Source organism: Pedococcus sp. P2_E2 (assembly GCF_056403955.1).
Genome location: NZ_JBFUEM010000003.1, coordinates 260,596 through 281,739, shown reverse-complemented (window position 1 = coordinate 281,739; position 21,144 = coordinate 260,596). Strand labels below are relative to the sequence as shown.

Below are 21,144 nucleotides of genomic sequence, written 5' to 3'. Positions count from 1 at the left end.
GCCGTGGACTTCTGCGCCTACCGTCGTCGTTGTGGGGTGGTTGAGCTCTGTCATCCGACGAGTGCGCATGGTCCTCGCGCCGATCCGTCCGGTCGTCGTGCCGCCCGGCCAGGCCGCGAGCGTCCCGGAGGTGGTCGAACGGCTGCGCCGGTTGGGTGCCGCCCTCGGGCCCGCGGACGGCGTGGGCCGCTTCAACGCGCTGTACCTCCTCGTCACCGAGCGGGTCGGTGATCGGCTGGCGGCCCACGCGTTCGTGAACCCGGCCTTCCTCGAGCGCCTCGACGTGGTGTTCGCGGGGCTCTACCTCGAGGCAGTCGAGGCGTCTGACGAGAGTCGCAGCAAGGCGTGGACCCCGCTCTTCGAGAGCCGTGCGGCCACCGGTCTGGTGCCGGTCCAGTTCGCCGTCGCGGGGATGAACGCCCACATCAACCACGACCTGCCCATCGCCACGGTCCGCACCTGCCGCCAGCTCGGTCTCTCACCGACCAGTCCCGGGGTCCAGCGTGACTACCTGACCGTCAATGCCGTGCTGGCAGAGGTCCATGAGGAGGTGCGCCAGTCCCTGCTCGACGAGACCCAGCGACGCCTCGACCACGAGGTCTCCCCGGTCCTGAACCTGGTCGGCTCATGGAGTGTCAACCGGGCCCGTGACGCGGCCTGGCAGCAGGCGCTGGTGCTCTGGGAGCTGCAGTCCAGCCCGACCCTGACCCGCACCTACCTCGACTCGCTCGCGAGCACGGTGGGTCTGGTGTCGCGCCAGCTGCTCGTGGCGCTCGCCTGATCGCGGGCTAGGAGGTCCCGCGGTCCAGTGGGGTGAGGTCAGGGCGCTTGGCCCGGACGGCGTCGCCGCTGGACTCGCCCTTGAGCCGGCGTTGCACCCAGGGCGCGAGGTGGGTGCGGGCCCACTCGGCGTTGGCCGCGGCCGCCTGGCGTCGGGCGACGGGCGGCGCCGGGGGCAACGGGGTGGACCAGTCGGCGCGGTCGGTGTCGTGCCCGAGCGCCGACAGGGCGTTGAGTGCCACGCGCCGGTGCCCCTCGCTCGTCATGTGGATCCGGTCCTCGGACCACAGCCGGAAGTCCTGCAGCGCCTTCATGCCCCACTGGTTGATGACGTAGGCGCCGTGCTGCTGGGCGATGCTGAACAGGTTGGCCGAGTGGATGGCGTGGCGCCCCCTCAGGTGGCGCAGCACCGGCGCGCCCACGGGGTCGGTGGGCGTCGCCAGCAGCACGTCGGCCCCTGCCTCGCGCAACCGCACGACCGCCGCCTCGAGCCGGGCGGCGATCGCGTCGAGGTCGGCCTTGGGTCGCAGGATGTCGTTGCCGCCCCCGACCATCGAGACCAGGTCGGGACCCAGGGCGATCGCGGCGTCGAGCTGCGGTCCGATGACGTCGGCCAGCAGCCGCCCGCGCACCGCAAGGTTGGCGTAGGCGAAGTCGCCTCCCGCATCGTGCGCGATGGCCGCGAGGTGGTGGGCCAGCCGGTCGGCCCAGCCGACGAAGGCGTTCTCGTGCTGGGGGTCCGGGTCGGACATGCCCTCCGTGAACGAGTCGCCGATCGCGACGTAGCGGTGCCAGACCTTGCCGCTCTCGGGGAGATGCGTCAGGTTGTCCGCCATCGCGTCGGGCGCGGGGGTGGGGTCAGTGGTCGCGTCGCTCACGGAAGCCTCCAGTCGATGGGTGCGGCGCCCTGGTGGGCGAGGAGCTCGTTGGTCCGGCTGAACGGCCTGCTCCCGAAGAAGCCGGAGTGCGCCGACAGGGGAGAGGGGTGGGCGCTCTCGATGGCGGGTATGCCGCCGAGGTGCGGCACGAGGTTCCTCGCGTCCCTGCCCCACAGGATTGCGACCAGCGGGCCACCGCGGCTCACCAGCGCCGAGATCGCTTGTGCTGTCACGGTTTCCCAGCCCTTGCCGCGGTGGCTGGCGGGTTTGCCGGGTCGCACGGTCAGCACCCTGTTGAGGAGCAGGACCCCCTGGTCGGCCCAGGGCGACAGGTCGCCGGTCGACGGTCGCGGGAGCCCGAGGTCTGTCTGCAGCTCCTGGAAGATGTTGGCCAGGCTGCGGGGGACCGGCTGCACGTCCGGCGCGACCGAGAACGACAGTCCCACCGCGTGCCCGGGAGTCGGGTAGGGGTCCTGTCCGACGATGAGCACCCGCACGTCGTCCAGCGGCCGCTCGAAGGCACGGAGCACGTGCACGCCGGCCGGCAGGTAGCCCCGTCCGGCCGCGACCTCCTCGCGCAGGAACTCACCCAGCGAGGCCACGGCCCCGGCCACGGGCTCCAGGGCGGCCGCCCACGAGGGGTGGACGAGCTCGGTGAGGGCAGCCGGCGGCATACCCAGAAACTAAACCCCTGTCAGCGGAAGATCGCGGCCAGGTCGTCCAACCGCGTCGGCACCAGCCGGAACCATGCCCACGTGCCCCGCCGCTCGCGGGTCACCAGGCCGGCTTCGGTGAGCACCTTGAGGTGGTGGCTCACGGTCGGCTGGCTGAGTCCGACGGCGGGCGTGAGGTCGCAGACACAGGCCTCCTGCCCCTGGGACGAGCGGATGAGGGACAGCAGCTGGAGCCGCACCGGGTCGGCCACCGCCTTGAGCAGGGATGCCGTGGCCTCGGCCTGCTCTCGTCCCATCGCCTGGTCCGTGGTGAGTGTGCCGCAGCAGGCGACACCGGCGGTCGTGGTGGCGGCGAGGGCGTCGCCGGGGGCGGCGAGGGTGACGAGCGTGGGGCCGGGCACGGGATCTCCTTGAAATAGACCTGCATCGATATTGACAAACATCAATGCAGTCGATTCACTTCCTGCATAGACAATAGTCGATGAACCAAGGAGTCTGCTCGTGTCCCGTGTCCAGCTCGCGCTCAACGTCGCCGACCTCGAGAAGTCGGTCGCGTTCTACTCGACCCTTTTCGGCACCCAGCCGCACAAGCGCCGTCCGGGCTACGCCAACTTCGCCATCGTCGAGCCGCCGCTCAAGCTGGTGCTGATCGAGGTCCCGGCCGACCAGCGCGGCGAGGGCACCGCGCAGGCGCTCAACCACCTCGGCATCGAGGTGGACAGCAGCGCCGACGTCGAGGCGGGGGCGACGCGGTTGCGCGAGGCTGGTCTGGCCGCGTTCGACGAGCGGGACACGACCTGCTGCTATGCGTTGCAGGACAAGGTCTGGGTGCACGACCCGGCCGGCGCCCCCTGGGAGGTCTACACCGTGAAGGACGACAACCCGGCCGACGGACGTCCCGCCACGGCGAGCCTTCCGATCGTGGCGGGCGGAAACGACGGCGGGTGCTGCACGACGGCCGCAGGCCCCGCGCTGCAGGAGGCGTGTTGCTGAACCACCCGGTGCGCGCCCGACTGGCCGCCGAGCTGGTCGGGACCGCAGGGCTGCTCGCCGCGGTCGTCGGGTCGGGCGTGATGGCCCAGCGCCTGACCGACGACGGCGCTGTCCAGCTCCTCGTCAACGCGCTTGCCACGGTGGCGGTGCTCGGCGTGCTCATCAGCACGTTCGGCCCGGTCAGCGGTGCCCACTTCAACCCCGCGGTGACGCTGGCGCAGGCCGTCCGGGGGGAGCATGGGTGGGGCGACGTGGCGCCCTACGTGGCCGTCCAGCTCGTGGGTGGCGTTGCGGGCACGGCGCTGGCCAACCTCATGTTCGGGCTGCCCGCGCTGCACCTGTCCCGCCACGAGCGAGGGGGTGCCGGACAGTGGCTGGGCGAGGTCGTCGCCACGGCAGGGCTGGTCCTCGCCATCGGGTTGGTGCGCGAGGGGAGTCGCGCCGCCCTCGTGGTCCCGGCGTGGATCTTCGGCGCCTACTTCCTGACCTCCTCGACGTCGTTCGCCAACCCGGCCGTCACCGTTGCGCGTGCCCTCTCGGACACCTTCGCGGGCATCGCGCCCGCCTCCGTTCCGGCCTTCGTCGCAGCGCAGCTCGTCGGCGTCGGAGCCGGCCTCGCCCTGCTGCGCACCGTTCGGACGCGCACCGTCCCGATCCCCACCCCTGAAAGCGAATCCGTATGAGTGACAAGCCCTCTGTCCTGTTCGTGTGTGTCCACAACGCCGGGCGCTCGCAGATGGCCGCGGCATACCTCGCGCATCTCGGCGGTGGGGCCGTCGAGGTGCGCTCGGCGGGGAGCCAGCCTGCCGACCAGGTGAACCCCGCCGCGGTCGCAGCCATGGCCGAGGAGGGCATCGACATCGCCGCACAGATCCCGAAGGTCCTGACCACCGAAGCCGTCCAGGACTCCGACGTGGTCGTCACCATGGGGTGTGGCGACACCTGCCCCTACTTCCCCGGCAAGCGCTACGAGGACTGGGTGCTCGACGACCCGGCAGGGCAGGGAGTCGACGCCGTGCGCCCGATCCGCGACGAGATCCGCGGACGGGTCGAGGTGCTGCTCCGCGAGCTGGGCGTCGAGCCGCGGGCCTGACCGGCGCACCCGGCGCCCCATCGAGGCTGTTCGTTAGCCTCGAGCCCGTGACTCCTCGCTGGCCCGTGGTCCTGTTCGACTTCGACGGCACCCTCGCCGACACCATCCCCCTGATCGTCGCGTCCTACCACCACGCGCTGGGGTCGGTCCTCGGCGAGCAGGCCGCAGAGGACGAGGTGAGGTCCTGGATCGGCCGCCCCCTCCAGCCAGTGCTCGAGGAGCGCTACCCGGGTCGTGGCGCCGAGCTCACCGACGTCTACCGCGAGTGGAACCTCGCCAACCACGACGAGCTGATCCGCACCGTCGACGGCGTGATCGAGCTCCTCGACGACCTGCACGACGCCGGTGCCCGCACCGGCGTCGTCTCCTCCAAGAAGGGCGACACCGTGCGCCTCGGCCTGCGGGCGGTGGGCCTGGACCGCCGGATCGATGTCCTTGCAGGACAAGAGGAAACGGACCTCCACAAGCCCCACCCAGCACCCCTCTTGTATGCCGCGGCGCAGCTCGGTGCCGCCCCCCGCGACTGCGTCTACGTCGGCGACGCGACCGTGGACGTCGAGGCCGCCCGAGCCGCGGGAATGGGGGCGGTCGCGGTCACCTGGGGCGCGGGCCTGGAGCCCGCGCTCGCGGCGAGCCGACCCGACGCGATCGTGGCGGATGTGGTCGGCCTGAGGGCGGTCCTCTTCGCCCCTGCCCCCGCGTGAGCGACGCAGCCTAGACTCGCCGCGTGCACGGCTACAGCGACCAGAACCTCGAGGCCCTCGGCGACGCGATCCTCGCCTACTCCGCCGACCGTCTGAAGCTCGACCCGGTGCCTCTCGACGGCCCACGAACCTTGGCGGAGCTCGACGCCCTGGCCGGAGCCACCATCACCGCCGAGGGCATCGGCGGCATCGAGGCGCTCAAGCTCTTCGAGGAGGACCTGGCTCCGGCCTGCATCTCCACCGACCATCCGCGGTACCTCTCCTTCATCCCGTGCGCTCCCACCGAGGCGGCCGCGATGTTCGACCTCGTCGTCGGGGCCTCGTCGATCTACGGCGGGTCCTGGCTCGAAGGGGCCGGAGCGGTCTACGCCGAGAACCAGGCGCTGCGCTGGATCGCCGACCTGGCCGGTCTGCCGCCGGAGGCCGGTGGTGTCTTCGTGCCGGGTGGGACGATCGGCAACCTGTCCGCGCTGGTCGCGGCACGGCATACCGCTCGGACCAGCGCCGCCCTGGAGGGCAGGACCGGCGCCGGCGCGCGACCGTTCCGTGTCGCCGCGACGCACGGTGCGCACTCCTCGATCCAGTCGGCCTGCGACGTCATGGACGCCGAGTTCGTGGGGGTCGACGTCGACGACATGGGTCGGCTGACCGGACCGGCCCTGCGCGAGGTCCTGCTCGCCCACGGCCCCGAGACGTTCTTCGCGGTGGTCGCGACGAGTGGCACGACCAACTTCGGCATCGTCGACGACCTCGCCTCGGTGTCAGAGGTCTGCCGCGAGTTCGGCATCTGGTTCCACGTCGACGGCGCCTACGGAGGCGCCGGGCTGGCCGCTCCGTCGGTGCGCCACAGGTATGCAGGCATCGAGCACTGCGACTCGTTCATCGTCGACCCGCACAAGTGGCTGTTCGCGCCGTTCGACTGCTGCGCCCTGCTCTACCGCGAGCCCGCCCTGGCCCGCGCGGCACACACCCAGCACGCGTCCTACCTCGACGTCCTCAACGACGCGCCCGACTGGAACCCCACCGACTACTCGGTGGGGCTGACCCGCCGGGCCCGGGGCCTCCCGTTCTGGTTCTCGCTGGCGACCCACGGCACGGACGCCTACCGCGAGGCCGTCGAGCGCACGCTCGAGGTCACGCGGTTCGCGGCCGAGGAGATCGGCCGGCGCGACTACCTCGAGGTCGCGCGCGAGCCGGACCTCTCGGTCGTGGTGTTCCGGCGGATCGGCTGGTCCGCGGCGCAGTACCAGGAGTGGTCGGACCGGCTGCTGGCCGACCAGTTCGCCTTCGTGGTGCCCACCTCGCACGCGGGCGAGACGCTGACCCGGTTCGCGATCGTCAACCCGCGCACCTCCGAGGACGACATCGTGGCCATCCTCGACACCATGGCCTGAGGCGCCTGCCTGCTGAGGCGCCAAGGCCCTCGTGAGGCGAGTGGGACGAATGTGACCACACCCAGAGAACTCGCCCGATCGGACTACGCGAGTGGAATGACAAGCGTGTGATTCGCTCCGTATAGTTGCCCTGCACGCACACACGGCAGGGCACGTCTGCGAACCACGAAGGACTGAGTCGAGAGTTGAACGCCGCACACGAGCAGGATCACGTCAGCGCCCCCACGGAGCTGACTGACCGCGACCGCGAGATCATCGCCTTCGAACGGCAGTGGTGGAAGTACGCGGGCGCCAAGGAGCAGGCGATCCGCGAGCTGTTCGACATGAGCGCGACCCGCTACTACCAGGTGCTGAACGCCCTGATCGACTCCCAGGCCGCCCTCGAGGCCGACCCCATGCTCATCAAGCGACTGCGCCGGTTGCGCGCGTCGCGCCAGCGGGCCCGCAGCGCCCGACGGTTGGGCATCCAGCTCTGACCGAGCCCCCTGGTTCACCAACGCCCGTGCAGAAGCGACTGTACGGGCGTTGTTGCGTCCCGGGTCGTGCTTGACTGCCCTCGTGGGTGAGCTGCGAACCAGGCTGGCCGAACCCGACGACGCGCTCGTCGTGGCGGCACTCACCCTGCAGTGCGCCCGCCACCGGGGTGGGCAGGGTGAGCCCGGTTTCCTCGACCGCTACGCACGGGCCTGGCTGGCGACCGGCAACGCCCACCCGGTCTGGATCGCCGAGGCAGGGGACGAGCACGCGGGATACCTCCAGGCGGCCGTCGTGGAGCCGCTGCCGTGGCCGGGCCGCCCGTCCGGAGCGGGAGCCGACCTGGTGGTCGACACCTTCTTCGTGCGCCCGGAGCACCGGGGGATCGGTGCCGGGGAAGTGCTCCTGCGAGCCGCCGTGGAGTGGGCGCGCGACGCGGGATTCAGGCAGGTACTGATGTCCGCCGGGGTCCACACGACGGCGATGATCGAGCGGGTCGGGTTCGTGGCCGACGCACGGGCCCACCGACTGGAGCTGTGATGGGTGCCGCGCTGCGGATCGGGTCGGTCGTCGTCAACGTGAGCGACGTGCCCAGGGCGATGGCCTTCTGGGCCGCGGTCCTCGACTACGAACCGCGCTACGAGCCCGAGCCGGACTGGGTCATCCTCCAGCCCAGGGACGGTGTGGGTCCCAACCTCTCGCTCAACCTCGGCGAGTCCACCCCTGAGGCCTTTCCCCACCTCCACCTCGACCTCTACGCCCGCGACCAGGCCCGCGAGGTGGAGCGGCTCGTCGGTCTCGGAGCGCGACGCGTCGAGGACTGGCCCTATCCCGAGGAGGAGCACGACTTCGTGGTCCTCGAGGACCCGGACGGCAACAGGTTCTGCGTCATCGACGCCGCCCCCGGACACGTCGACGTCACCGGGCCGGACGGCCCGGCGTGAGCCCAGTCCCCGGGCCGACCAACTCGCTCACCGACGTCGTCGGGGTGCGCGTCGGGCACGCCACGCGCCGTGAGGCCGGCTGGCTCACCGGCGTCACCGTCGTCCTCGCCCCCGATGCGGGAGCGGTGGCCGGTGTCGACGTCCGAGGTGGTGCGCCGGGCACGCGGGAGACCGACCTGCTCGACCCGCGGAACCTCGTCGACCGCGTCAACGCCATCGTGCTGGCAGGCGGGAGTGCTTTCGGCCTGGCGGCCGCCGACGGGGTGGTCCAGGGCCTGTATGCCGCGGGGCTGGGCTGGCCGATGGGTGAACCCGGTGAGGTGGTCCCGATCGTCCCGGCCGCCATCCTGTTCGACCTCGGACGAGGCGGCGAGTTCGCGAACGCACCGACTGCCGCGGACGGGGCCGACGCGTTCGCCGTGGCAACAGCCGACGCGGTGCTCCAGGGGTGTGTGGGCGCTGGGACGGGAGCCCGGGCCGGCGGTCTCAAGGGTGCTGTGGGCTCGGCGAGCGCCGTGCTCGACGACGGCACCACGGTCGCGGCCCTGGTCGTCGCCAACTCGTTCGGCGCCCCCTATGACGAGCTGACCGGGGAGCTGCTCGCGAGGCGGCACGGACTCGGTGAGGAGTTCGCGGACGTCGCGCTCCCGGCCGCCCACGAGATTGCGGCTGCGCGCGAACGGGCGGCCGCGGCATACGAAGGGGAGCCGTTGCGTCCGGGGATGGCGACGGTGATCGGCGTCATCGCCACCGACGCCACGCTCACCAAGGCGCAGTGCCAGAAGGTGAGCGGGCTCGGTCACGACGGGCTCGCCCGGGCGGTCAACCCGGTGCACACGTTGCTCGACGGCGACACGCTGTTCACCCTCGCGACCGGTGAGCGGCCCGCGCCCGAGCTGCCTGAGCTGCACGCGGTGATGGTGGCTGCCGGGGAGTGCGTGACCCGCGCCGTCGGACATGCCGTCCTGGCCGCCGAGTCGGTCGTCAACGGGACGGTCGACCTCCGCTCCTACCGTGCTGCCTTCCCGTCGGCCTTCCCCTAGACCTCCTCCTAGACCTCCACGTCCATGGAGTCGAAGGCGAGCTCGACCGTCTCGACGACGACGTCGCTGGAGGCCGCATCCAGCGGGCTCAGCCGGTAGACGGCCGGAAAGGCGTTGCGGAACTTCCACGTCAGGACGAGCTGACCGGTCCCGTCAAGGAGCTTGACGACCACGTTGCGGTCCACGGTGGGGTCGCCGTTGCGGGCTGCCTCCCACCAGTCCCAGAGGTCGAGGTTCGCGGTCAGGCCCCGACTCAGGACGAGGTGCGAGTAGCTCGCCAACCCGGGCTGCTTGCGCGGCTCGTTGGCCTTGTCGTTGCCCGAGCGGTAGGCGATCTCGTCCAGGAGGGCCACCGGGAGGTCGACGTGGGAGAAGGACGCGACGTCCGCGCCGGCGAAGTCGACGAGGAAGTTCGAGGCCTCGAACGGGTCGGGGTGCGCAGCCATGAGCCGAGCGTCCCACCCCCCGACCTCCGGCGGAACCCCACCGCCTGTCCCACCGGACGCCCGACCCGTTTGCACTCTCCCCCTGAGAGTGCCAATAATGGCGTTAGCACTCTCACCATGAGAGTGACAATCCAGGCCAGTCAGGGCGAGGTCCGGGGAGCACGGCGACGTGAGCCGCGCAAGCCGGTCCGTCCGTCGCGGGCGCCCGCTGGCCATCGTTTACGTTTCGCGTGGGAGGAACCACCCGAATGGCCAAGATCATCGCTTTCGATGAAGAGGCTCGCCGCGGTCTCGAGCGGGGAATGAACATTCTCGCCGACGCCGTCCGCGTCACCCTCGGTCCGAAGGGCCGCAACGTCGTCCTCGAGAAGAAGTGGGGAGCCCCCACGATCACCAACGATGGTGTGTCCATCGCCAAGGAGATCGAGCTCGACGACCCGTACGAGAAGATCGGCGCAGAGCTCGTCAAGGAAGTTGCCAAGAAGACGGATGACGTCGCTGGCGACGGCACGACCACTGCCACCGTTCTCGCCCAGGCCCTCGTCAAGGAGGGTCTGCGCAACGTCGCCGCAGGCGCCAACCCGATGGCCCTCAAGCGCGGCATCGAGAAGGCCGTCGAGGCCGTCTCCGCCCAGCTGCTCGAGATGGCCAAGGACGTCGAGACCAAGGAGCAGATCGCTTCGACGGCCTCGATCTCCGCTGCTGACCCCCTGATCGGCGAGATGATCGCCGAGGCCATGGACAAGGTCGGCAAGGAAGGCGTCATCACCGTCGAGGAGTCCAACACCTTCGGCCTCGAGCTCGAGCTCACCGAGGGCATGCGCTTCGACAAGGGCTACATCAGCCACTACTTCGTCACCGACACCGAGCGCATGGAGGCGGTTCTCGAGGACGCCTACGTCCTCGTGGTCAACTCCAAGATCTCCGGCATCAAGGACCTGCTGCCCCTCCTCGAGAAGGTCATGCAGTCCGGCAAGCCGTTGCTCATCATCGCCGAGGACGTGGACGGCGAGGCCCTGTCGACCCTGGTGGTCAACAAGATCCGCGGCACCTTCAAGTCGGTTGCCGTCAAGGCTCCCGGCTTCGGGGACCGTCGCAAGGCCATGCTGGCCGACATCGCCATCCTCACCGGTGGCCAGGTCATCTCCGAGGAGGTCGGCCTCAAGCTCGACACCGCGGAGCTCGACCTGCTCGGCCGCGCTCGCAAGGTCGTCGTCACCAAGGACGAGACGACCATCGTCGAGGGTGCCGGCGAGGCCGACCAGATCCAGGGTCGCGTCAACCAGATCCGCGCCGAGATCGACAAGTCCGACAGCGACTACGACCGTGAGAAGCTGCAGGAGCGCCTGGCCAAGCTGGCCGGCGGCGTCGCAGTCATCAAGGCCGGTGCCGCGACCGAGGTCGAGCTCAAGGAGCGCAAGCACCGCATCGAGGATGCAGTGCGCAACGCCAAGGCTGCCATCGAGGAGGGGATCGTCGCCGGTGGTGGCGTGGCCCTGCTCCAGGCGACCAAGGCCGCGTTCGAGAAGCTCGAGCTCGAGGGTGACGAGGCCACCGGTGCGAACATCGTTCGCGTCGCGGCCTCCGCTCCGCTCAAGCAGATCGCGATCAACGCCGGCCTCGAGGGCGGCGTCGTGGCGGAGAAGGTCAGCACGCTCGATGCAGGGTGGGGCCTCAACGCCGCCACCGGCGAGTACGTCGACCTGATCGCCGCGGGCATCATCGACCCGGCGAAGGTGACGCGTTCCGCGCTGCAGAACGCCGCGTCGATCGCCGCGCTGTTCCTCACCACCGAGGCCGTCATCGCCGACAAGCCCGAGAAGGCTCCCGCGATGGCCCCCGGTGGCGACGAGATGGGTGGCATGGGGTTCTAGGACCCCGCAACCCGGCACCCGCCGCAACGCCGAGAGGGCGGTCCACCGAGAGGCGGGCCGCCCTTTCGCCATCCCCCGAAGGGGTGCGTCGTCCAGGGTCGTTACCCACGCAGGGGGTATGCCGTGTAGAACGGTCCTCGTGCCGACTCACCTCCCCGCGTCACCCCTGACCCTGGGGCCGCTGCTCCGCTACGTCGGCGAGACGTCGGCGACGGTCTGGGTCCAGACCCGCGACTCCGCCGTGGTGCGCGTGCGGGCCTTCGACCGGGAGTGGTCGGCGCCCACCTTCGGGGCGCACGGACGGCACTATGCCCTCGTGGTCGTCGACGGACTGGAGCCAGGCACGGCCGGCGACTACGCCGTCGACATCGACGGCGAGCAGGTCTGGCCGCAGGCCGCACCCGACCACCCCGACCTCCCGGCGAGCCGGATCCGGACCCTGCTGCACAGTGAGCCCACCCGGCTGGCCTTCGGGTCGTGCCGCACGACGGTCCCGCACGACGCCGAGGGCAATGCCAGCAACGGCGTGGACGCCCTGCGCGCCTACGCGTACCACCTGAGCCGGCCCGAGCGGGACGAGGAGGAATGGCCCCACCTCGTCTGCTTCCTCGGCGACCAGGTGTACGCCGACGAGACCAGCGAGGAGATGCAGGAGTTCATCGCCTCGCGGCGCAGCCTCGACGAGCCGCCCGGTGAGGAGCTGAAGGACTTCGAGGAGTACTCCCACCTGTACTTCCTGGCCTGGAGCGATCCCCTCAACCGCTGGCTGCTGTCGACGCTGCCGAGCGCGATGATCTTCGACGACCACGACATCCGCGACGACTGGAACACCTCCCAGAGCTGGAAGCGCGAGATCAACCAGACCTCCTGGTGGCACGAGCGGATCGTCGGTGGGCTCGCCTCCTACTGGGTCTACCAGCACGTCGGCAACCTTTCGCCCGAGGAGCTGGCACAGGACGAGGTGTGGCAGCAGATCGTGGCCCACGCTGACGGCGGTTCGAGCGACGAGCTCGACCTGACCCGGGTGCTGGACGACCTCGCGGAACGTGTCGACCGCCAGCCCGAGACCTACCGCTGGAGCTACGCCCGGGACCTCGGCGAGTCCCGGCTCGTGGTCGTGGACTCCCGCGCGGCCCGCGTCCTCGAGCCCGAGCGGCGCTCGATCCTCGACGACGACGAGCTGGAGTGGCTGGACGGGCAGCTGCGCGGCGACGTCGACCACCTCTTCATCGGCACGTCGCTGCCCTTCTTCATCGCGCAGGGCATCCACGACCTCGAGGCGATCAACGAGGCGATGGCCACCGGGGCGTGGGGACCGCGCGTCGCCCGGTGGGGCGAGAAGATGCGTCGCGCCGTCGACCTCGAGCACTGGGCGGCGTTCCAGGACGGCTTCGCCGCCGTGCTGGCCATGGTGGTGGAGGTCGCCTCCGGCAAGCGCGGACAGCGGCCCGGCACGATCACGTTCCTGTCCGGTGACGTGCACAACTCCTACGTCACCCGGATTTCCCCGGACCAGCTCCCGGCCGGCAGCAGCACGATCCTCCAGGCCGTCTGCTCACCGATCCGCAACCCGCTGCCCCGCCAGGTCCGCATCGCCCAGGCCCTCCTGGGCAAGGGCCTCGCCCGGCCCCTGGCCCTCCTGGTGAACCGCACCGACAAGGTGCCCAACGCCCCATACCGGTGGGACGTCACCGATGGTCCCTGGTTCGACAACAACCTCGCCACGCTCGAGGTGCGCGGGCGGGGACTGGTGATCCGCTGGGAGGCCGGTGAGGTCAGGGGCGAGCGCTTCGATGCGCCCGATCTGCGCCAAGTTGCCCGGGTTGTCGTGCACTGACCGTCAGGAACTGCCGACTGAGGGTTCACTCAGGGTGGGTTCAGGGTTGAACCTGAATGCGTCAGCGCGGATGCATCCCTACGTTTGACGAGAACGGAATCCACCATGAGCCGGGAGCCTGAGATGACTGCGACACCCTTGACCACTGACGCCACCTCGGCGCCGACCGACCGCGTGGTCGCCGCGAGGGTCGTGGACCTGCACAAGGTCTACGGCAAGGGAGAGGCGCAGGTCCGCGCCCTCGACGGCGTCAGCATCGACATCGCCCGCGGTGAGTTCACCGCGATCATGGGTCCCTCCGGCTCGGGCAAGTCGACCATGATGCACTGCGCCGCCGGCCTCGACGCGGTGACCTCCGGTGAGGTCTACATCGGGGACGTCGACATCACCCGCCTCAAGGACAAGGCGCTGACCCTGCTGCGCCGTGACCGGATCGGGTTCGTCTTCCAGGCCTTCAACCTCATCCCCACGCTCAACGCCGAGGAGAACATCCTGTTGCCCCTGGCCATCGCCGGGCGCACGCCCGACGCGGCCTGGTTCGACACGGTGATCGACACCGTCGGCCTGCGTGACCGGCTCAGCCACCGGCCGAGCGAGCTCTCCGGTGGCCAGCAGCAGCGCGTCGCCTGCGCCCGGGCGCTCGTCAGCAAGCCCGAGATCGTCTTCGCCGACGAGCCGACCGGCAACCTCGACTCGACCTCCGGCGCCGAGGTGCTCGGGTTCCTTCGCCGCAGCGTCGACGAGTTCGACCAGACCATCGTCATGGTCACCCACGACGCCAACGCCGCCGCCCACACCGACCGCGTGGTCTTCCTCGCGGACGGCAAGGTCGTCGCCGAGATGCGCGAGCCCACCGCCGAGAAGATCCTCGAGCGGATGGCCCACCTCTCCGCGCAGGCCGGCGCCTGACATGTTGCGTGCCAGCTGGAAGAGCCTGATGGGCCGCAAGCTGCGGCTGTTCATGAGTGCCTTCGCGATCATCCTCGGCGTCTCGTTCGTGTCGGGGTCGCTCATCTTCACCGACACCCTCGGGAAGGCCTTCAGCGGGATCGTCGACACGGTCGGCGACGTCGTCGTGCGTCCCGACAGCGTGAGCGGCGACTTCGACAGCGCCCCCTCGTCGGCCACCCTGCCGGGCGCCATGGTCCGCGACCTGGCCTCCGTCCCCGGGGTGGCCCGCGCCGACGGCAACGTCACCGACCCCACCACGTTCGTCGTCTCCACCAAGGGCAAGCTCATCGGCGGGCAGGGCGCCCCGGGACTGGGTCTGTCGTGGAACGACGCACCGACCGCGGCGGGTGAGCCCCCGGCATCCATCAAGCGGGGACGCTCGCCCCACCAGAAGGGTGAGGTCGTCCTCGACGCCGGCACCGCTGAGCGAGCCGGCTACAAGATCGGCGACGAGGTCACGCTGGCCACCAGCAGCCCGACTCCGATCGTCCGCGCCACCCTCGTCGGCCTCGCCGAGTTCAAGTCGGGTCTCGTGGGCGCCACCCTCACCTTCTTCGACACCAAGACCGCCCAGGAGCTCTACCTGGGGGGCCGCGACGAGTACACCGACGCCTGGGTCACGGCCAAGGACGGCGTGAGCCAGGAGGACCTTGCCAAGGCCGTCCAGGCCAAGCTGCCCGCCGGTTACGAGGCCGTCACCGGAACAGCCGTCGCCAAGGAGTCGCAGAACTCGATCAACCAGGCGCTGTCGTTCATCAACACCTTCCTGCTGGTCTTCGCCGGGATCGCGCTGTTCGTCGGGTCGTTCCTCATCGTCAACACGTTCTCGATCCTGGTCGCCCAGCGCAGTCGCGAGCTCGCGCTGTTCCGCGCCCTGGGTGCGGGGCGCAAGCAGGTGACGCGGTCGGTGCTCTTCGAGGCCTTCGTCGTCGGCCTCGTCGGTGCGACGCTCGGACTGGGTCTCGGCTTCGTCCTCGCCCTGGGGATCAAGGCACTGTTCGCCCAGTTCGGGTTGGACCTCAGCGGGTCACCCCTCGTCTTCGAGTGGACGACTGCCATGTGGTCGTATGCCGTGGGCCTGCTCGTGACCATGATCGCGGCCTACCTGCCCGCTCGCCGCGCCGGCAAGATGCCGCCGGTGGCCGCGATGCGCGATGACGTGGCGCTGCCCGAGTCGGCGCTGCGCTGGCGCCTCCTGGTGGGCACCGTCCTGATGGTCGGCGGCCTCGTGGCCGGCTACCTCGGTGCCTTCACCGACATCGACCACTCGGCGTTGTACGTCGGTGGTGGGGTGTTCGGGCTCCTGCTCGGGGTGGCGCTGACCAGCCCGGTGATCGGTCGCCCGGTGATCGCGGCCTGCGGCTTCGTCTACCGGCGGCTGTTCGGGACCGTCGGGGTGATGGCCGAGCAGAACGCGATCCGCAACCCGCGCCGCACGGCGGCCACGGCCTCGGCCCTGATGATCGGCCTGACCCTGGTGTCGATGATGTCGGTGTTCGGGGCGTCGGCCAAGGCCAGCGTCGACAAGTCGATCGCGCAGAACTTCGTGGCCGACTACGTCGTGTCCAACGCCATCGGTCAGCCGTTCTCGTCGACGATCACGGCCGACGTGGCCAAGGTCCCGGGCGTCGAGGTGGCCACCCCGGTGCGCTACACGGTGTTCAAGAAGGGCGGCGACACCCAGTTCGCCGCCGCGGTCGACCCGGCGACCTTCGCCCGGGCAGTGCCGATCGAGGTCCTCCAGGGCAAGCTGTCCAACCTCACCGGAAACACGGTCATGCTCACCGACAAGTCCGCCAAGGAGCTGGGTCTCGGGCTCGGCGACACGGTCAAGGCCTCGATCGCCGCCGGCAAGGAAGGCACCTACACCGTGGCCGCGATCTACCGGTCGATGGAGGCCATGGACATCCCCGTGCTGACCTCGATCGCGACCGCCACGGCCAACGGACGTCCGGAGCAGGACAGCCTGACCTTCGTCGTCCGTCAGCCCGGGGCCGACAAGAAGGCCATCGAGGCGGGCATCGACAAGGTCATCGCCGACCTGCCCACGGTCACCCTCAAGGACCAGGACGCCTTCGCCGCCGAGCAGCGCAAACCGATCGACCAGCTGCTCTACATGATCTACGCCCTGCTCGGCCTGGCCGTCGTCATCGCGGTGCTGGGGATCGTCAACACCTTGGCCCTGTCGGTGATCGAGCGGACCCGCGAGATCGGACTGCTCCGGGCCGTCGGCCTCAGCCGCCGCCAGCTGCGGACCATGCTGCGGCTGGAGTCGGTGGCGATCGCCCTGCTGGGAGCCGTGCTCGGGGTGGTCCTGGGCCTCGGCGCCGGCTGGGGTCTGCAGCGCTCCCTGGCCGACGACGGCATCGACGTGCTGGCGGTCCCCGTGCCGCAGCTGGCGATCTTCGTCGCGCTGGCGGGCGTGGTGGGTGTCCTCGCTGCCCTCTGGCCCGGGCGCCGCGCCTCGCGGCTGGACGTTCTCAAGGCCATCACCACCGAGTAGCGGGGCCGGCACGACGCGTGGCCCGGACCCAGCGCGGTCCGGGCCACGCGGCATACCTGCGGTCCGTGGCCCGGACGCATGACGATCCGTGCCACGCGCTCACGGTGTCGCGACGTCAGCTGAACATCCGAAGGGTCTGCGCCTCCGCCTCTGCATACTGAACCCCGGCGGCGGCCAGCACGCCGCCGATCGAGTCGAGTGAGGCACGCACCTGCTTCTGGGTGCCCTGCCACTCGGCGACCAGCGACTGGAACCGCGCGGAGGCGGTGCCGGTCCACGCCCCCTGGAGCGCGTTGAGCCGCGCCATCATCGCCGTGACCTGGCCGTCGATCTCGCTGGAGATGCGGGCGATGTCACCCGATGCGGAGTGGATGCGCTCGGTGTCCACCGTGAACTGTGCCGACATGGTTGTCCTCCTGACGGTGCGGTGCCCCCATGACATCCGCCTGTGCCGAGGCTAGGCACCTGTGCGCGGTAGGCCCGGGGTTATCCACAGGGCTCTTCGCGGCGCGGTAGCGTCAGCCGGGTGACGATCTGGATCGACCCGCCTGCCTGGCCGGCCCACGGCCGCCTGTGGTCCCATCTCGTCAGCGACACCTCCTATGAAGAGCTCCACGATTTCGCTGCAGCACAAGGGATTCCACGCCGCGGTTTCGAGGGTGACCACTACGACGTGCCGCAGGAGCGGTATGCCGCGCTGGTCGCCGCAGGCGCCGCTCCCGTCGACGGGAGGGAGGTGGTGCGGATCTTGCAGCGGAGCGGTCTGCGGATCCAGAAGCGCAAGCACGAACGCGTCGTGGAGGCCGTGCCCGGCGCGTCCTGGCTGCCGCCTGGCTCACGGGCCGACGTGATCGCGTCCCGTCAGGACGAGCCGCCGGCCAACACGGTCGTGGTGCGGCTGGCCCTGGTGCGCGGGCCGGACCTGCTGGTGGTCGAACGCCCGGACGGCGGCTGGGACCTCCCGACCTGCGCGGTGGACGACGGGTCGCCGGTGGAGGCGCTTGCCGCGCTGGTCGACGACCTGGTGGGCTCGCCCTCTGCCGTCTCGCCGACGCTGCTGGGCTACGTCCGCAACACCGTGCCGTCACCCGATACGGACTATCCGTGGCCCGCCCCGAAGGCCTGCTTCGCCGTGTACAGCGACCGTCTCGCCCTGGGGGACGAGGCGAGTCACGGCACCTGGCTGGCGCCCGACCGCGCGAAAACCGAACTGTCACAACGCCATTGGTGGCCATTGATCGGGTACCTGGAGCACCTGGAACGCCGACGATGAGTCGGACCGTCCTGGCGCAGCTGCGGGACGTGCCCTTCGCCGATGGTTCGGTGGCCCACGTCGAGCTCGTCCGCTCCGACGAGCTCGCGCCGGAGTCGCAGGTGTTCGCCGCCATGGTCGTGCTCCAGGATGCCGAGGACCGGTATGCCGTGGTGTTCAGTCCGCGCCGCGGCGAGTGGGGGCCTCCCGGTGGTGCCCGCGAGCAGGGCGAGACCGTGCTCGAATGCGTGCTGCGCGAGGTCCGGGAGGAGACCGGTCTCATCCTGGCGGACGAGGACCTGACGCCGTGGGGGCAGGAGCGGTTCGAGCCGCAGACGCCCGGACGATGGCCTGTCGCCGGTGGTGCGATGCAGCTCTACCGAGCCCGCATCCGCTCGGTGGCACCGGAGCTGACCGCCACGGAGGATGACGCGGTCGACCCCCAGTGGGTCAGCGTGGAGGAGTTCCGGAACCGCTCCGGCGGGCGCTTCTGGTGGCCGCTCATCGAGGACGTGCCGCCGTCAGGGTCTCCAGCTCGGCCGCCAGGTTGAGACGGGCGGCGTCCTCCCAGTTCTCCCGGGCGAAGGCCGTGGCGTAGATCGACTCGCGGTCGATGAAGGGCCGCAGGATCGCCGCGCGCGCGGAGGCGAACACCTCGTCGGGCACGGCGGCATACTCCTCGCGCACCTGGGTTGTGTACTCGTCGTAGCGGCTGTGCGGGGCGCTGAGGATCCACAGGTCTGCGTCGTGGAAGGCGGCGGGCAGGCCGTCGTGGGCCAGCTCGTGGGTCTGCGTGGCGAGGACGAGGTCGCGGAGCGTCTCGATGTCGTCCGGCGCGAAGCCGAGGGCGCTGAGGTCCCGGACGGCGAGCTCAGCGCTGCGGATCTCGTTGTCGCCGGGGGGCGTGGTGGGGTCGTAGATCGCGTCGTGGAACCAGCCCGCCATCCGGCCCAGTGCCGCCTCACGAGCCGAGACGACGTGGGCGCGCTCCAGGTCCTCGAGCGCCCAGAACAGCTCCACGAGGTGTCGCGTCGTGTGGTACCTGCGGTGCTCCTCGTCGAGCCTGCGCACCAGGTCGGCCCCGATCGCGAGGACGGCGTCAGAGTGCGCGCGCGGAGCGAGGTCGGCGACGTCGAGCTTCCACCACGTGATGAGTGCCGGCACGGGCCGAGTCTGACAGAGCGCGAGCTCGTCTGGGCGGGAGTCGTCGGACGACGCGCGAGACCCCCGGCTAGGGCCGCTGGGCGAGCTCGGCCGGCAGCGGTTGGGCGTGCACGACCGTGAGCGCCGAGACCGCTCGGGTCAGCACGACGTAGAGCCGCCGCAGTCCAGTGCGCTGGTCAGGCTCGGCAGCGGCGATGGCGGCCGGCTCGACCACGATGACCCGGTCGAACTCGAGGCCCTTGGCGACCGTGGCCGGCACGACGTCGACCTGGTGGTCGATGTCGCCGTGGTCCTGCCCGAGCACGCCGTGCTCGATCCCGTGGTGGCTCAGGGCTTTCGACACCTCCGCGACCAGGTCGTCCGGCGCGATGACACCGATCGAGCCGGGTTCGGCGAGCTCGCCGGCCACGATGCTGGCGGTGTGGGCCAGCAGGTCGCCCGAGGTCACGGCGACGAGGTCGAGCCGGCCCCGGTTGTCGCGGACCGACACCGGTGCGCCGAGACCTGGCGCCATGTGGGGGAGCAGCTGGGCGGCGTACTCGATGACGCTTGCGGGCACGCGGAACCCCCGGTCGAGGACCTCGACGTGGCTGCCCGGCTTGCCGAGGTGGTGCAGCGAGGCTTCCCACGAGTCGGTGGCCCACGGCGTCGTCCCCTGGGCGATGTCGCCCAGCACCGTCGCCGCACCGGTCGAGCACCGACGTCCGACGGCGCGTAGCTGCATGGGGGAGAGGTCCTGCGCCTCGTCGAGGACGACGTGCCCCAGCGACGGCGTGCGGGCGATGTGGTCACCGAGCTCGTCCAGCAGCACGGTGTCGGGCCGCGACCAGCGAACGGTCCCCTTGGAGCGAGCCGGGTTCTCCCACAGCAGGATCCGGCGCTCGTCGTCGGTCAGGAGGTCCTGCGAGTGGCGCGCGAGGACGTCGGGGTCGGACAGCAGCGAGTACAGCACGGCCTTGGCGTCGAGCGCCGGCCACAGGGAGGCGACGTACTTCTTCACGATCGCGCTGCGGGCGACCTGGTCCTGCACGCGGTCGTCGGGTGAGTCGCCCGCGCCCTCCATCTGGAGGAGGACCGCGTGGGCGAGTCGCTGGGGCAGCATCTGTCGTGCGGCGTCATAGCGGACGCCCCTCGCCTTCAGCTCGTCCAGGATCTCGTTGACCTCGTATGCCGGGACGCGCCACTTGCGCACGCCGCGCGGCACCACGAGCGGTTCGGTCGCGCGCTGCACCGCCGACCACACGGCATACCTGAGCACCTCGGCGAGGCGGGCATCGCCTTTGAGCACAGCCGTTTCGGTGCTGTCGGTGCCACGCACGGGCACCGACGCGACGAGCTCCTCGATGGTGGTGTGGCCGACGGCCACCTCTCCGAGGGCCGGCAGCACGGCGCCGATGTGCTCGAGGAAGGCGCGGTTGGGGCCGATGACCAGGACCCCGGACCGGGCGAGGCGGTCACGGAAGGCATAGAGCAGCCAGGCAGCTCGGTGCAGGCCCACCGCGGTCTTGCCCGTGCCCGGCGCCCCCTGGACGCAGATCGTCTGGTCGGCGCCCGCGCGGACGATCTCGTCCTGCTCGGGCTGGATCGTCGCGACGATGTCGCGCATCGGCCCGACGCGGGGTCGCTCGATCTCCTCGGCCAGGATCTGGCTGCGGACATCGTGCTCGGCCCGGTCCTGGAGGTGCTCGTCCTCGTAGGCCGTGATGGCGCCGTGGTCCAGCCCGAACCGGCGACGGAGCACCACGCCCATCGGCTCGGTCCGTGACGCGCGGTAGAACGCCGTCGACATCCCGGCTCGCCAGTCGATGACCAGCGGGTCGCCGGCCGAGTCGGCGACGTGGCGACGTCCGATGTACCAGCGCTCGTCGGTGTCGGTGTCGATGCGGCCGAAGAAGAGCGTGGTCGACGGGTCGTCCTGGAGCGAGGCGGCCCTCAGGTGCAGGGTGCGGGCGAGGTGCTCGGCGGAGATGGGGTCGTGCGCCTGGATCTTGAGCGACAGGGTCTGCTCGCGCATCCGGGCGAGGGCCTCTCGCGCGGCGACGAGGTAGTCCTGCTCGCGCGTCAGTTCGGCGGCGGGAGCGGGTGCAGACACAAGGGTCTACCTTGCCACCGCGCGCCCGCCGCGTCGAACCGATTTTGG

At 70.6% G+C, this 21,144-nt stretch carries 23 protein-coding genes; 16 read left to right on the top strand and 7 right to left on the bottom strand.

Annotated features, from left to right (window positions below):
- Positions 1-67: 67 nt before the first annotated feature.
- Positions 68-781: a DUF5995 family protein gene (locus AC1DWR_RS09610; RefSeq protein ID WP_477615843.1), complete on the top strand. Its 714-nt coding sequence runs from the start codon at positions 68-70 to the stop codon at positions 779-781.
- 7 nt (positions 782-788) lie between these two features.
- Here AC1DWR_RS09610 and AC1DWR_RS09605 read toward each other — a convergent pair whose 3' ends face one another.
- Genes AC1DWR_RS09605 through AC1DWR_RS09595 form a run of 3 tightly spaced genes read right to left on the bottom strand, consistent with a single transcriptional unit; the run spans position 789 to position 2,733 of the window.
- Positions 789-1,616, bottom strand: a complete 828-nt coding sequence (locus AC1DWR_RS09605) for an SGNH/GDSL hydrolase family protein (RefSeq protein WP_477615879.1) — start codon at positions 1,614-1,616, stop codon at positions 789-791.
- A gap of 38 nt (positions 1,617-1,654) precedes the next feature.
- Positions 1,655-2,332, bottom strand: a complete 678-nt coding sequence (locus AC1DWR_RS09600) for a uracil-DNA glycosylase (protein ID WP_477615842.1) — start codon at positions 2,330-2,332, stop codon at positions 1,655-1,657.
- Between the two features lie 20 nt (positions 2,333-2,352).
- Positions 2,353-2,733, bottom strand: coding sequence for an ArsR/SmtB family transcription factor (locus tag AC1DWR_RS09595; RefSeq protein ID WP_477615841.1), 381 nt, complete (start codon positions 2,731-2,733; stop codon positions 2,353-2,355).
- A gap of 100 nt (positions 2,734-2,833) precedes the next feature.
- On the opposite strand from AC1DWR_RS09595, the gene AC1DWR_RS09590 reads away from it, so the two are divergent.
- The 9 genes from AC1DWR_RS09590 to AC1DWR_RS09550 all read left to right on the top strand — a co-directional run bounded on the left by AC1DWR_RS09590 (position 2,834) and on the right by AC1DWR_RS09550 (position 8,977).
- A complete protein-coding gene (locus tag AC1DWR_RS09590; RefSeq protein ID WP_477615840.1) occupies positions 2,834-3,325 on the top strand; it encodes an ArsI/CadI family heavy metal resistance metalloenzyme in 492 nt (163 codons plus the stop codon).
- Positions 3,316-4,008, top strand: coding sequence for an aquaporin (locus tag AC1DWR_RS09585; RefSeq protein WP_477615839.1), 693 nt, complete (start codon positions 3,316-3,318; stop codon positions 4,006-4,008). Before AC1DWR_RS09590 ends, AC1DWR_RS09585 begins: the two co-directional genes overlap by 10 nt.
- Complete coding sequence (locus tag AC1DWR_RS09580) at positions 4,005-4,418, top strand: arsenate reductase ArsC (protein WP_477615838.1); 414 nt, start codon at positions 4,005-4,007, stop codon at positions 4,416-4,418. The genes AC1DWR_RS09585 and AC1DWR_RS09580 overlap by 4 nt, the downstream gene beginning before the upstream one ends.
- 47 nt (positions 4,419-4,465) lie before the next feature.
- Positions 4,466-5,122, top strand: coding sequence for an HAD family hydrolase (locus AC1DWR_RS09575; protein ID WP_477615837.1), 657 nt, complete (start codon positions 4,466-4,468; stop codon positions 5,120-5,122).
- Positions 5,123-5,145: 23 nt separating this feature from the next.
- Positions 5,146-6,516, top strand: coding sequence for a pyridoxal phosphate-dependent decarboxylase family protein (locus AC1DWR_RS09570; protein ID WP_477615836.1), 1,371 nt, complete (start codon positions 5,146-5,148; stop codon positions 6,514-6,516).
- A 185-nt stretch (positions 6,517-6,701) separates the two neighbouring features.
- The gene (locus AC1DWR_RS09565) at positions 6,702-6,992 is read left to right on the top strand and encodes a DUF3263 domain-containing protein (protein ID WP_477615835.1); all 291 of its coding nucleotides are present in this window, start codon (positions 6,702-6,704) and stop codon (positions 6,990-6,992) included.
- Positions 6,993-7,074: 82 nt separating this feature from the next.
- Positions 7,075-7,530, top strand: coding sequence for an N-acetyltransferase family protein (locus tag AC1DWR_RS09560; protein WP_477615834.1), 456 nt, complete (start codon positions 7,075-7,077; stop codon positions 7,528-7,530).
- Entirely contained in the window at positions 7,530-7,934 is a 405-nt protein-coding gene (locus AC1DWR_RS09555) for a VOC family protein (RefSeq protein ID WP_477615833.1), read from the top strand. The genes AC1DWR_RS09560 and AC1DWR_RS09555 overlap by 1 nt, the downstream gene beginning before the upstream one ends.
- On the top strand, positions 7,931-8,977 hold the full coding sequence (locus AC1DWR_RS09550) for a P1 family peptidase (RefSeq protein ID WP_477615832.1): 1,047 nt from the start codon (positions 7,931-7,933) through the stop codon (positions 8,975-8,977). Before AC1DWR_RS09555 ends, AC1DWR_RS09550 begins: the two co-directional genes overlap by 4 nt.
- An 8-nt stretch (positions 8,978-8,985) precedes the next feature.
- On the opposite strand, the gene AC1DWR_RS09545 is transcribed toward AC1DWR_RS09550, so the two are convergent.
- Positions 8,986-9,423, bottom strand: coding sequence for a phage tail protein (locus AC1DWR_RS09545; protein ID WP_477615831.1), 438 nt, complete (start codon positions 9,421-9,423; stop codon positions 8,986-8,988).
- A gap of 248 nt (positions 9,424-9,671) precedes the next feature.
- On the opposite strand from AC1DWR_RS09545, the gene groL reads away from it, so the two are divergent.
- The 4 genes from groL to AC1DWR_RS09525 all read left to right on the top strand — a co-directional run bounded on the left by groL (position 9,672) and on the right by AC1DWR_RS09525 (position 16,588).
- Positions 9,672-11,297: a chaperonin GroEL gene (gene groL, locus AC1DWR_RS09540; protein WP_477615830.1), complete on the top strand. Its 1,626-nt coding sequence runs from the start codon at positions 9,672-9,674 to the stop codon at positions 11,295-11,297.
- A 139-nt stretch (positions 11,298-11,436) separates the two neighbouring features.
- Positions 11,437-13,134 carry an alkaline phosphatase D family protein gene (locus tag AC1DWR_RS09535; protein WP_477615829.1) on the top strand — a complete coding sequence of 566 codons (1,698 nt, stop codon included), beginning with the start codon at positions 11,437-11,439 and terminating at the stop codon, positions 13,132-13,134.
- A gap of 123 nt (positions 13,135-13,257) precedes the next feature.
- Positions 13,258-14,043 carry an ABC transporter ATP-binding protein gene (locus AC1DWR_RS09530; protein WP_477615828.1) on the top strand — a complete coding sequence of 262 codons (786 nt, stop codon included), beginning with the start codon at positions 13,258-13,260 and terminating at the stop codon, positions 14,041-14,043.
- Position 14,044: 1 nt separating this feature from the next.
- Positions 14,045-16,588 (top strand): ABC transporter permease, encoded by a 2,544-nt coding sequence (locus AC1DWR_RS09525; protein WP_477615827.1) that lies wholly within the window; start codon positions 14,045-14,047, stop codon positions 16,586-16,588.
- A 115-nt stretch (positions 16,589-16,703) separates the two neighbouring features.
- Here AC1DWR_RS09525 and AC1DWR_RS09520 read toward each other — a convergent pair whose 3' ends face one another.
- Complete coding sequence (locus AC1DWR_RS09520; protein ID WP_477615826.1) at positions 16,704-16,994, bottom strand: WXG100 family type VII secretion target; 291 nt, start codon at positions 16,992-16,994, stop codon at positions 16,704-16,706.
- A 120-nt stretch (positions 16,995-17,114) separates the two neighbouring features.
- Here AC1DWR_RS09520 and AC1DWR_RS09515 point away from each other — a divergent pair, with 120 nt between their 5' ends.
- Together AC1DWR_RS09515 and AC1DWR_RS09510 are read left to right on the top strand one after the other, a co-directional pair.
- The gene (locus AC1DWR_RS09515) at positions 17,115-17,861 is read left to right on the top strand and encodes a DUF4031 domain-containing protein (RefSeq protein ID WP_477615825.1); all 747 of its coding nucleotides are present in this window, start codon (positions 17,115-17,117) and stop codon (positions 17,859-17,861) included.
- The gene (locus AC1DWR_RS09510) at positions 17,858-18,391 is read left to right on the top strand and encodes an NUDIX hydrolase (protein ID WP_477615824.1); all 534 of its coding nucleotides are present in this window, start codon (positions 17,858-17,860) and stop codon (positions 18,389-18,391) included. Before AC1DWR_RS09515 ends, AC1DWR_RS09510 begins: the two co-directional genes overlap by 4 nt.
- On the opposite strand, the gene AC1DWR_RS09505 is transcribed toward AC1DWR_RS09510, so the two are convergent.
- Together AC1DWR_RS09505 and AC1DWR_RS09500 are read right to left on the bottom strand one after the other, a co-directional pair.
- On the bottom strand, positions 18,342-19,004 hold the full coding sequence (locus tag AC1DWR_RS09505) for an HD domain-containing protein (RefSeq protein WP_477615823.1): 663 nt from the start codon (positions 19,002-19,004) through the stop codon (positions 18,342-18,344). The two genes, AC1DWR_RS09510 and AC1DWR_RS09505, sit on opposite strands and share 50 nt — an antisense overlap.
- A 67-nt stretch (positions 19,005-19,071) precedes the next feature.
- Positions 19,072-21,096: a HelD family protein gene (locus AC1DWR_RS09500; RefSeq protein ID WP_477615822.1), complete on the bottom strand. Its 2,025-nt coding sequence runs from the start codon at positions 21,094-21,096 to the stop codon at positions 19,072-19,074.
- Between the last annotated feature and the right edge of the window lie 48 nt (positions 21,097-21,144).